Origin of the sequence: Mucilaginibacter sp. SG538B, from assembly GCF_013376065.1 — a bacterium.
Taxonomy (GTDB): Bacteria; Bacteroidota; Bacteroidia; order Sphingobacteriales; family Sphingobacteriaceae; genus Mucilaginibacter; species Mucilaginibacter rubeus.
The window spans coordinates 999,582-1,011,808 of record NZ_JABMJI010000003.1; the positions used below are offsets into that span (position 1 = coordinate 999,582).

The 12,227-nt window shown below is 41.6% G+C and carries 9 protein-coding genes; 3 read left to right on the forward strand and 6 right to left on the reverse strand.

Annotated features, from left to right (window positions below):
- Nucleotides 1–25 precede the first annotated feature (25 nt).
- The 3 genes from FHW88_RS20300 to gatB all read right to left on the reverse strand — a co-directional run bounded on the left by FHW88_RS20300 (nt 26) and on the right by gatB (nt 3,437).
- On the reverse strand, nt 26–715 hold the full coding sequence (locus tag FHW88_RS20300) for a response regulator transcription factor (protein WP_176627672.1): 690 nt from the start codon (nt 713–715) through the stop codon (nt 26–28).
- A 106-nt stretch (nt 716–821) separates the two neighbouring features.
- Nucleotides 822–1,967 (reverse strand): TlpA disulfide reductase family protein, encoded by a 1,146-nt coding sequence (locus tag FHW88_RS20305; RefSeq protein WP_176627673.1) that lies wholly within the window; start codon nt 1,965–1,967, stop codon nt 822–824.
- Complete coding sequence (gene gatB / locus FHW88_RS20310; protein ID WP_176627674.1) at nt 1,968–3,437, reverse strand: Asp-tRNA(Asn)/Glu-tRNA(Gln) amidotransferase subunit GatB; 1,470 nt, start codon at nt 3,435–3,437, stop codon at nt 1,968–1,970.
- Nucleotides 3,438–3,723: 286 nt separating this feature from the next.
- On the opposite strand from gatB, the gene FHW88_RS20315 reads away from it, so the two are divergent.
- Nucleotides 3,724–4,236, forward strand: coding sequence for a hypothetical protein (locus tag FHW88_RS20315; protein ID WP_176627675.1), 513 nt, complete (start codon nt 3,724–3,726; stop codon nt 4,234–4,236).
- A 229-nt stretch (nt 4,237–4,465) separates the two neighbouring features.
- On the opposite strand, the gene alaS is transcribed toward FHW88_RS20315, so the two are convergent.
- On the reverse strand, nt 4,466–7,105 hold the full coding sequence (gene alaS / locus FHW88_RS20320; protein ID WP_176627676.1) for an alanine--tRNA ligase: 2,640 nt from the start codon (nt 7,103–7,105) through the stop codon (nt 4,466–4,468).
- Nucleotides 7,106–7,279: 174 nt separating this feature from the next.
- Here alaS and FHW88_RS20325 point away from each other — a divergent pair, with 174 nt between their 5' ends.
- Nucleotides 7,280–7,480, forward strand: coding sequence for a hypothetical protein (locus FHW88_RS20325; protein WP_090526381.1), 201 nt, complete (start codon nt 7,280–7,282; stop codon nt 7,478–7,480).
- Between the two features lie 105 nt (nt 7,481–7,585).
- Here FHW88_RS20325 and FHW88_RS20330 read toward each other — a convergent pair whose 3' ends face one another.
- Together FHW88_RS20330 and FHW88_RS20335 are read right to left on the reverse strand one after the other, a co-directional pair.
- Complete coding sequence (locus tag FHW88_RS20330) at nt 7,586–9,826, reverse strand: hypothetical protein (protein ID WP_176627677.1); 2,241 nt, start codon at nt 9,824–9,826, stop codon at nt 7,586–7,588.
- Complete coding sequence (locus FHW88_RS20335; RefSeq protein ID WP_176627678.1) at nt 9,823–11,703, reverse strand: transglutaminase-like domain-containing protein; 1,881 nt, start codon at nt 11,701–11,703, stop codon at nt 9,823–9,825. The genes FHW88_RS20330 and FHW88_RS20335 overlap by 4 nt, the downstream gene beginning before the upstream one ends.
- A 102-nt stretch (nt 11,704–11,805) precedes the next feature.
- On the opposite strand from FHW88_RS20335, the gene FHW88_RS20340 reads away from it, so the two are divergent.
- Nucleotides 11,806–12,141, forward strand: coding sequence for a MerR family transcriptional regulator (locus FHW88_RS20340; RefSeq protein WP_112655836.1), 336 nt, complete (start codon nt 11,806–11,808; stop codon nt 12,139–12,141).
- Nucleotides 12,142–12,227: the final 86 nt, after the last annotated feature.

Consider the following 12,227-nt stretch of genomic DNA (forward strand, 5'->3'; position numbering starts at 1 on the left):
ATATCACTCCCTTCGGGCCGGGGGCTTAAGCCTCAAACTTATAACCCACACCCTTCACAGTAGCAACGCAATCGTCGCCCAGTTTTTCGCGTAGTTTACGGATGTGTACGTCGATGGTGCGGTTGGTAACCACTACCGAATCTTCCCAGATGTTTTTAAGGATCACCTCACGGGTATAAACTTTACCGGGTTTTGAAGCCAGCAGGTACAACAGCTCAAATTCTTTTTTGGCCAATACAACTTTAACACCGTTTTTATAAACCAGGTAAGCTTCGCGGTCGATAACCAGGTCGCCTATTTCCAGTTTATTATCAATTACGTCTTCGGCAGGGGCATTACGACGAAGTATGGCGTTTATACGGCTAACCAGCGCGCGTGGCTTGATAGGTTTTGCAATGTAATCATCGGCACCTACGTTAAAACCGGCAATTTCCGAATACTCTTCGCTGCGGGCTGTTAAAAACACCATAAAGGTATTTTTAAACTCGGGCATGGTGCGCATAATGCGGCATGCTTCTATCCCATCCATTTTAGGCATCATGATGTCAAGTACAATCAGATCAGGCAGGGTCTTTTTTGCCTCGGCAACAGCTTCCTGGCCGTTACGTGCTAAAAACACCTGGTAACCTTCCTTTTTGAGGTTATACTCAATCAGTTCTAAAATATCCGGTTCATCATCAACAATAAGTATTTTCTGTTTTGCGGTGCTGCTCATGTTGCGTTAAATTTTTTGTATAAAAGTATACGCTTTACAACAGCTAATAGTTAAGCTAATATTAACAAATTGTTAAACGTTACCTTATATTAACCCTAAGTTGAGGCTATTTAAATGTTTTATTTAAAAAAGCTTCAAGATCGGCGCCTGTAATATTTTTGGCAACAATATTTCCCTGCGGATCGATGATGAAATTTGAAGGAATAGCTTCAATATGGTAAAGCCTTTCTGTAGGGCCTTCAAAGCCGTTTAAATCCGAGCCATGCGCCCAGGCAAGTTTATCATCGCTGATGGCTTTTTGCCATGGTGCTTTGTCTTTGTCAAGCGATACCCCTAAAATATTAAAGCCTTTATCTTTAAATGCATTGTACTGTTTAACCACATTTGGATTTTCCTGGCGGCAAGGCTGGCACCATGAAGCCCAAAAATCAATCATTACATATTTGCCTTTGTAATCAGACAAATTAATTGGCTTGCCATCAATACCGTTAACGGTAAACTCGGGCGCTTTATGACCAAGGGATATCGGCTTAGCCTTATCCATTTGCGCGATAAACTTTTGCACGGTAGGGTTATCTTTAAAATCGCCCCTGATTTCATCGGCAAATTTAATAAGCTGGGCTTCGTATTTGGTAGGATCGAGCGTGGTAGCTGCATAAAAGCCCGCAAGCGATTTTTTATTATCGTTCACAAATTTTAAAACCGCTTCGCCGCCTTCATTCACATTCTTTAAAAATATAGGCATATATATTTTTAGCAGCGAATCATTCCGCTCACCGCGAGATTTTTCCTGGTATTCGGCGAAAAGCTTAGCATTTTTATCACCGTAAAGATTACTGATGCGGTTAAACTCCTTTATCTTATCCGAATCATCAGAACCTTTGATAGTATACTCGTGGTTTTTATTGTTATTGTCTGTCTCGAATTCAATATCGTCGCCATTTTTAGCAATGAAATCGTACAGGTTTTCGCCCTGCATTTCGCCACCCTGCGGACCAGTATTGCCTACCCTAAGTTTAAACAAGTTTGGATAAAGCGCTACATGCTTAAACTCAAACTTACCACCCTCGCCTAACGAAGTAGAATCAACAACCTTTAAGCCCGAGCTATCGGCCTCAATCAAATAAACAGCTTTAAGGTTACCCGGATTTTTGATAGTTCCCGAAACACTAAATTGTGATTCGTTTTTACAAGAGTACATGCCCGCGCTAAGCAATAACAACGCGCCGGCAGCCAGATTTTTAACTTTCATTTACTTAGCTTCTAATTCCTTTATCAATAGCTGGTTAGTTTTCTGTGGGTCGATCTTCCCTTTTGAGCTTTTCATGATCTCGCCCATAAACAGGCCTAAAACGCCCTTTTTCCCCTTTTGGTATTCCTTAACCTTATCAGGATATTTGGCGATGGCATCCTTTATAAAACGGGTTACATCATCACCATCGGCACTTATCAGCAGGTTAAGTTCCTTAGCCAGATCATCCGGTTTTTTGCCGGGTTCTTTGATCATGGCAGGAAATAATTTGTGCGAAGCTACAGAATTATTTATCACCCCGGTGTCAATTAGTCTGATGAGGGCGGCAAGGTTTTGCGGCGTAACAGCAAAGTTACCAATGGTTTGGTTATGATCATTCAGGTATGAGCGTACAGCACCCATCAGCCAGTTAGCAGCAGCTTTATAATGATCGGTATATTTTATCAGCGATTCAAAATAAAAGGCGGTGTCCCTATCGGCAGTGATAACCGAGGCGTCATAAGCGGTTAAGCCCAATTGCTCGGTGTATTTATGATACAACTGACCGGGTAGCGCCGGCAAGCTTTTACGGACGTTTTCCACATACTCATTGGTAAGCTTCAAGGGTGGCAGGTCCGGCTCAGGGAAATAGCGGTAATCGTTGGCCATTTCTTTTGAACGGAGTACTGAGGTCTCGCCTGTATCGGCGTTAAAGTTCAGCGTATTTTGATCGATGTGGCCGCCGGCTTCAATAATGTTTACCTGGCGAGCAAACTCATGCTCAATAGCACGCTGCACGTTACGGATGGAGTTAAGGTTTTTTACCTCGCAACGGTTACCATAGGCAGTTGCACCTTTAAGCCGCACCGAAATATTAGCGTCGCAGCGCATGCTGCCCTCTTCCATGTTACCATCGCAAATATCAAGATAGCGGAGAATTTTACGCATTTCGGTCAGGAACTGACCAGCCTCTTCGGCGCTGCGCATATCCGGTTCAGATACGATCTCCACCAGCGGTACACCGGCGCGGTTCAGGTCGATAAGTGAATCGGCGTGGTGCTGATCATGCATACTTTTCCCGGCATCCTCTTCCATATGAATGTGGTGCAGGGCTATGTTCTTTTCAGTGCCATCGGCCAGTTTCACGGGCACATAACCGTTAAGGCAAACAGGCGCCTGGTCCTGACTAATCTGGTAGCCTTTGGGCAGATCGGCATAAAAATAATTTTTACGGGCGAAGCTGTTATTCAGGTTGATAGTGCAATTACAGGCCAGGCCCATTTTAACGGCATATTCAACCGCTTTTTTATTAATAAAGGGCAAAGTGCCTGGATGGCCCAGCGATACCGCGCTAACATGGCGGTTAGGTTCGGCACCAAAGGCAGCCGAATCTGCCGAGAATATCTTACTTGATGTAGATAACTGCGCGTGTACTTCGAGGCCTATCACCAACTCGTACTTTTCAGCTACCCCGTCTGCGAGAACTGTCATAAAAATAAAAATTCAGCTATGATTTTACTGATGTATAAAAGTCAAATATATAAAGATTAATACAGTAACAACACCATTTTGCTTTTAAAACAACGGTAAAAGTGCAATTATATAGTTGTAAGGTAGGGGTTATAGAGATTATAGCAGATGATTGGAGATCAGTTGATGGGAATATTCAATTCAAAACATGCCTGTCATCAGCATGATTAAACTTTCTGTATCCTCCGCTGTCTATTTATTTGTCAGGCACAGAAATTGAATAAGTGTTCATATTTAGACAGACACCATGAAAAAATTAATTTTAGGAATGCTTGCAGGATGTTTTTTACTTGCAGCTTCGGTTACCAGGACAAATGCACAGGTAAGTGTAAATTTAAATGTTGGCTTATGGAACCCGCCCGCCGAATATGCGGGTATTAATTATTACTACTTACCCGATGTAGAAAGCTACTATTATGTCCCTACTCATCAATATGTTTATTTGGATGGCGGAAACTGGGTTTGGAGGCGATCATTGCCGCCACGCTATGCCAGCTACAACATTGCGACAGGTTACAAAGTGGCCGTAAACCGCCCAAGAGCGTATACCTATTTTACACACGACCGTGACACCTATGCCCGCTACCGCGGTACAAAGAATGTTATAGTGCGAGATAACTATCGCACCAGGGTAATGAACCGCACACATGTGGTTAACCGTACCAAGGTAGTAAACCATTACCAAAAGCCGCATAAAACCGTAGTAAAACGTACCCGCGTAGTTGAACACCGTGGACAAAAAAATGGTCACCGCCATTAATTGTCCAACAGGCTTTCCCCTAAAAAGTATATAAATAAAAAGACTGCTCAATAAAAGCGGTCTTTTTATTTATTAGATTATTTATACACCAGGTCATGGGAATTTGGATATCTGGTTTGAACTGTGAAATGCTATTTGTTAAAGAGGGCTTGTCACCCTGAGCCCGTCGAAGGGTCGCGCGCAGAGGCCCTACCCCCCATGCTTCGACAGGCTCCGCATGAAAGCCTTTTTACCCTACAAAACTCCTCGCTTTCACCAATACATTATCCAATCCGCTTACATCACTGCCACCAGCTGTAGCGAAAAACGGCTGACCGCCGCCACCGCCTTTAACTTCTTTAGCCAGCTCTTTAACGATGTTACCGGCATGCAGGCCTTTTTCCTTCACCAGGTTTTCGGCAATCATTACGGTAATGCTTGGTTTGCCATCGAAATCAGCAACCAGCACAAGGAACAGGTTCGATACGATATCTTTAAGCTGGTAAGCCAGGTTCTTAACCGCATCGGCGTTAGGCAGGGCAACTTTTTGGGCGATGAAATTGATATCACCAATAGCTTCGGCTTTTTGGGCCAACTCAGTTTTTAAACCTGATGATTTTTCAAGGATCGATTTCTCGATCTCTTTTTTTAGCTTAGCATTTTCGTCCAATAATCCTTCAATACTTTTTGATAGATCTTTTGGATTTTTAAGCAGCTCCTTTAACTGGTTAACCAAAGCGTTTTGGGTAACGATATATTTTTCGGCGGCAACACCGGTAATGGCTTCAATACGGCGCACACCGGCGGCTACAGCACTTTCGGCTATAATTTTGAAGAAACCAATTTGCCCGGTAGCTTTCACATGTGTACCACCGCAAAGCTCCTTACTAAAGTTATCATCAAAGGTAATTACGCGTACGTATTCACCATATTTTTCGCCAAACAAAGCAGTTACACCGCTGCTGATGGCTTCGGCATACAGTACACTGCGCTCTTCTTTCAACGGAATATTTTCACGTACTTTTTGGTTTACGATAGCTTCTATCTGCGCCAGCTCCTCATCAGTAACTTTAGCGAAGTGTGAAAAATCAAACCTCAGGTAATCGGCATTCACCAATGATCCTTTTTGGTTTACATGGCTTCCCAAAACCTGTTTCATGGCAGCATGCAGCAAGTGCGTAGCCGAGTGATTACTATTGGTTTGGCTGCGTAGAGCAGGATCAACAATAGCAGTTAAGGCATCGTCAATATCCTGCGGCAATTTATCGGTAAAATGAACTATCAGTCCGTTCTCCTTTTTCGTATCTGTAACCAGGATGATCTCCCCATCAGGGAAAACCAGTTCGCCCTTATCCCCTACCTGCCCACCGCTTTCAGCATAGAAAGGTGTTTTATCCAGCACCAACTGGTATTGTTCCTTGCCCTTAGCGGTTACCTTACGATATTTTACGATATGGGCAATGGTTTCGGTTTCGTCATAACCGGTAAACTCAACCGATTCATCATCTTTTAAAACGATCCAATCGCCGGTATCAATAGCGGTAGCAGCGCGGGAGCGGGTCTTTTGCTCCTGAAGAGCGGCTTCAAAACCCTCCATATCTACTGTCCAGCCAATTTCGCGCGCCATCAATTCGGTAAGATCGATAGGAAAACCGTAGGTATCAGATAATTCAAATGCGAGGGCGCCACTTAAAACTTTATCATTATTGCCGCTCACGCTTTTATTAAAATAGCTTATACCCTGCTGCAGTGTTCTTAAGAAAGAAATTTCCTCCTCCAAAACTACCTTCTGTACAAAATCCTTTTGAGAAAATAGCTCATCAAACACCCCCTTAAACTGTCCGGCCAATAACGGCACCAACTGATTAAAGAAAGGCTCCTTAAAACCTAAAGTTTGATAGCTATAACGCACTGCCCTACGTAAGATCCTGCGGATCACATACCCCGCTTTGTTACTTGCAGGCAATTGACCATCAGCAATAGCAAAGCTTATGGCACGAATATGATCGGCCAGAACACGCATAGCCACAGCATCATTCCAATCGGCATCGCCGGGTTTGGCGGCACTGTTATATTTTTTGCCCGATTTATCGGCAATAAACTGGATCATTGGTTGAAAAACGTCGGTATCATAGTTGGATGTTTTGCCCTGTAATACACGTACCAAACGCTCAAAACCCATCCCGGTATCCACATGTTTGTTGGGCAATGGTTGCAATACACCACCTTTAAGGCGGTTGAATTGCATAAATACATCATTCCAGATTTCGATAACCTGGTCATGGTCGGCATTAACTAAAGTTGCACCGCTTACTTCGGTACGCTCATTATCCGGGCGGCTATCAAAGTGGATCTCTGAACAAGGGCCACATGGGCCAGTCTCACCCATCTCCCAAAAGTTATCTTTTTTGTTGCCACGGAGAATATGATCTTCCGCTACATATTGTTTCCACAGTTCGTAGGTTTCGGTATCAGCTTCGAGGCCTTCCTTTTCGTCACCTTCAAAATAGGTAACGTACAGGCGGTCTTTAGGCAGCTTGTACACCTCGGTAAGCAGCTCCCAGCTCCAGGCAATGGCTTCTTTTTTAAAGTAATCGCCAAAGCTCCAGTTGCCCAGCATTTCAAACATGGTGTGGTGATAGGTATCGATACCCACCTCTTCCAAATCGTTGTGCTTGCCGGACACGCGTAAACAACGCTGCGTATCCGCCAAGCGCGGGGCTTTCGGTGCCGCCTCGCCTAAAAATATATCTTTAAACTGGTTCATCCCCGCGTTGGTGAACATCAGGGTTGGATCGTTTTTAATTACAATTGGTGCCGAAGGAACGATGGTATGTCCCTTTGAAACAAAAAAATCAAGAAAAGCCTGTCGTATTTCGGTAGCAGTCATAGGAAGCAAAGGTAAATAATAGTCGGGAAGTCCGGAAGTCGGAAAGTAAAAGGAATTACTCCGAGAGCCCCTGAGGGACTTTCAATTTGAGCTTTATTTATTAATTACATCATATTAACCCTCATTCGTCGATATATATTAATACAATTTACCTTATTTGCTTTAAATTTGTTTATGGAAACTTTAAGAGTTGATATTCAAAACGAACAGGAGAAGCGAGTACTCCTGGCTTTTCTTGACAGTTTGGATTATAATTATCGCATAGATAATGAAAACGACGCTGTGCTTGAACAACAGGCTAAAGACCTGGCCAGCCGCAAAGCTGATTTCCTGGCAGGCAAAGCGTCTTCCCTGCCCTGGAGCGAAACCAAATAGCCATACGATACAGATTTAGCGGACATTAAAAATAATTACTGATGCAATTATAGAGCGGGTTGAAAAAAAGTCCGAATGTAGTATCCGGACTTTTTTAAACAGTCATTAACTTTTTTTCTCAAACAGTATTTTCTGCGCATTGAATCCCGCTGAAGCGTCAATCACCTCGCTAAGGAGCGGCCAGTTTTCTGCTTTTTCAAAATTATTATTGTAAACACGTGTTATCACAATAGTTACAACATTACCGTTAAGGGTTGCTTCTGACGAAAACGAACCGGTTTTATTAGTCTTTTTTGCTGCTATTTCCTCAAGGCCTTTGGCTGTATATCCCTGTGGCACAGCAATGTTTATGGTGTATTTAAAACTACGGGAACATGGCATATACACGTCATAAGTGCGTTTTCGTTCTTTTTCTTCCAGTTTGTAAAACGATCCTGCAAGTTTACCGGCGTCAATAATATAATTATTGCCCGCTTTTTTTACCAGATTATCCAATACAAATGATTCCGAGTACTGAAAAACCGGACTGCTATTATCAAGAGCGGCATTAATAATTTTACAATCTATAACCTGGGTTGGCTCCTGCTCGTACTGGGTTTTTATTTCAGACGTAAATTTCTTTACTGATTTTGACTCATCATCCGAAAATGCGTAGCTGAAATCATCACGCAGTTTTTTTGTTTCAGGGTTTTCTGCCAGTCGTTTTTCCAGCCTTTCACTCTTAGATAATTCCATAAGGATGTTATCAATATCAACTACGGGCAGTAAACGTAACTGATCATCATGCCTCATCAAACCTGTTTGTTTAACCAACCTCTGTATCTTTATTTTTTGCATATTGGCCGGCAAAAGCGAAACCTTAATGTCTTCATTGATATTATTAACAGCGGCGTGCATTACCGGCAAAACCGCTGTACCTTCAGCAAACGAATATTTGGTTGAACTTTCCCGCTTAGGAGTAAGCACAATCACTTTTTCACCCTGAAAGCGTTGAGGTATCTCATTAAAGTGAGTTGCGGCGTCATCAAAAAACATATATAGCGGCTTGGTATCGTTTATGCGGATACAGGCGTCAAAATCACTATAATTAAAGATATTATCTAGTGTATTAGCATTACGCGAACAAACCAATAATACGTCATGATCAATTTTCAGATCATTTAAAGCCATGCTCATAACAACCGTATTAAACTTTGAGGACATACGACGATAATTGATTTCATCAACTTTGCCAACATCATCTTTACTATAACTACCAAAAACCATCCCCTTTCTGATATTGTAAAGCACCTTCATAGCGCTATCAAGCGGTACAGCTTTAATGTTCTTTTTACCGTCGAAATATTTTTTTAAACGATCAACAACATCGCTGAAGTAAGGAATGTTCCGCTCGGTAAAAGTTCCTTCAAAAATTGCTTTATTGGCCTGCAACCTATCGGCAGCACTTTCACCTGCTTTACCACCCGAAACAAACTTTACAAAGCCCATGGTGTGTGAACTGCTGATTTCGATATAAGGGAACTGACGAAACTTGGAAGTCCAAAATTCACTGGAATACTTGGCCTGATCTCTGACCTTCAAACTGTATATCTGGTCGCCTGCTGCGTTCGTACTTATATTAAACTGCGGGGCGCCATTTGCACAAATATGCTTTACATTATCTTTTTTTGAATATTGAAAATCGTAGCTGCTGTATAAAACAGGATACTCGCCGGCCAATACAAAAACCATATCGTTATCAGCAAAATTATCGGTACTTGCATTTTCGTTTACGTCGACAGTGCTCACGTAATAATCAAGTATATCACCAACCTGCAAATCGGATACGGCAAGTTTACTCACCTGATCGTTCTTTTCATTTTTGATCAGAACTTCTTCGCTTGTGTTTACCACAACTTCTTTGCCGCTTGGCTTAATAATCTTAGCCCCAATGTAGGTATCATGTGTCATGGAAAATTTAGCGCTCAAAATATGTACGCTTTCATCAAGACGTTTTTGGTAAGATATAGTTGAAAAATCTTCAAGTGCTGATTTATCGTTTATCTTAACCCGTTCGTGAAAAGTGGTAAGCTTGAGTGCCCGAGTTGTTGATGACGCCGTGATGATCATAAATTTAAATTTATTGGTCAGCGATCTTTGCATGCTGTATGATTTGGCAAAAACCACGGCGCTTTCATTACTTAAATTAACAGGCACCTTTGTGGTTGCAAATTCAGGCACGGTTGTCCCCCAAACCTCCTTCTGAATTTCGGCTGCTTTTTCCGCGTAGGTTTGGTTATTGTTTTGCGCACCCGCGGTCATAGCAAACAGAGGAAAGAAAAATAATAAACGTAATGTTTTTTTCATTGTGATACAGGTTTTATAACTAAATTTTCGTTGTAAGATTTATTCAAGAGTTCAATATCCTGGTTCCATTGCGCAAAATTTGCCTTTGTAAGCAGCGTGTTCTTTATGAGCAACGTTTTTTTATAAGTGATTTTTCCGGGCGAACTGATGTAAGTGATATAAAACTCATACCCCGGCCTGGATATGTTAACGCCGGGCGGTATGCTTGCAGTTTTATAACCTGGCGGCAGCGTGAGTTCGGTCTCGGCTGCAATCTGGTCTTTTCTTGAAAACCAATAATCATTTTTTTGCTCATCAATAGCTATGACAGCACCCGAAAGCTCCTTACGGTTATCCAGATCAATATAATACTCTTTACCAAAAGCAGATATTCCACTTTTACGATCAACATCATACCCGGCATTTAAATCTTTGTCGGGATTGCTTGTGCTACTTAAAACAAGGTTATTGATGGCATAATCGGTATTACCTGCAGCAAGATAATGTTTCATAACATCTTCGACATTTTCATGCTTAATGCTATTTATTCCGGCTAATACTGCTTCTTTATCCTCTCCTTTCCAAACGTTGCTCACTTTACCGGCAAGGCTTGCTCCATTTATATAGAGTTTGCTTATTTCGCTGCTTACATTTTGCTGAGGTTGCGCGTATGGTATTTTACCGAGAATATACTTATCACCATCTTCCATTAAAACCTGTCTGCCTTGTATCCTTTCAGCATATTCATTAATACCTATATAGGTTTCAGTAGCATCAAGATAGTAGATTTTGCCTTTATAAGGCAACCCGCAAATCATATGATTATCAACTGCCATTGAGGGTGTTTGATAATCATAAGCAATATGTTTTGTACCCAGCCAGCAAAGCCGGGCATCAAAGCCTGCAGATACAAGCAGGGCTTTGGTGAGGTTGGCCATTCCCTTACAGTCACCATATTTTTTTCTTAGCACCTCGTCGGCTTTTTCAGGTTTAAAACCTGCTATGCCATCTTCAAATGCTATATATCTGATGTTGTCCTGAACATAATAAAATATGGCTTTTATTTTATCTAAATCATTAGTTAACCCTGCAGTGAGCTCATTACTTTTAGTACGTAACAGCGCGGGGTCGCCGGCCACATCCTTTACTAACTCGTGGTACCATGCATAAAGATCGGCAAGAGTATTGAAATAAGTAAATTGTTTACTCCCTACAATCGCCGATTTACACATGATGAGCAAATGCGGATATACGTAGGTTGGGCCCGGACCATGCAATTCCTTTTTCATTGCCGGGATATTAGTAAACTTATATGTTATAATATCGGCATCATTGCTGCTGTTATAAACGGTACTTTTTTTAATATTAAAAGCATTAAAATTAAACTCCTTAATCTCCACCTTCATCCAGCGCGGAATTTCGATACTGACTTCGCCTTGTTGGACCGGCAGGTTATCAGCAAAATAAATATTGGTAAAATAGCGGGGATCATTAACGGTTTCTTCAAAAGTAACATTGCCAATACTTCCTTTTTTTGCCAGATCGAGCGTAAAGTAACACAACCGTTCGTCCGAATAAAAAATATCATTATTGCTGTAATAAGTATACTCAGGTTTAAAACCGCGGGGAGTGCGGCCGTCAACTTTGCAGGTTATATTATCAATAGAGATATTGTTGTTGTAAAATTCAGATACCGTGTAATTAACCTGGTAAGCACTACTGGTGTAGATATTATTAAGTTTCTGGATGATCTCTACACGGTTATCTTTGCTGTTCCAATTAAACCGAAACTCATTTTTCAAGGAGGTTATGGTTACAGCCGAATCAACTTCGAGGGCACTTAACCGCATAGTACATAACACACACAGCGTGTATGTTATCAATAGTTTAATAGTCATAAGGTTATTAGAGCCATAAATATATAATTATATGGATCAGATTCAAAGAAAATTCCGAAATCGAAATTCCCAATTCCGAAATCAAATAGATACATTTGTATTATGCCGTATAAAGAACGTGAGATAAGCAAGATGTACTACACCATGGGCGAGGTATCGGCCATGTTTGATGTTAATCAGTCGCTTATACGTTTTTATGAAAAAGAGTTTGATGTTCTGCAACCTAAGAAAAACAAAAAAGGCAACCGGTATTTCACCCCCGAAGACATTGAAAACTTCAAGATCATCTTTCACCTTATCCGTGATAAGGGCTACACTTTAAACGGAGCAAAAGAACATCTTAAAAACAACATGGGCGATACCAGGGATAACCAGCGCGTTATCGATTCGCTCGAAAACCTCAAAAAATTCCTGCTTGAGGTACGCGATCAGTTGTAATCTTCCGCATAAAAACTATCTTTATTTCCAAAACACCGTCGGGTTAACCTATAACCATGCTGTCACCTGCTATAACAATCCGTAAA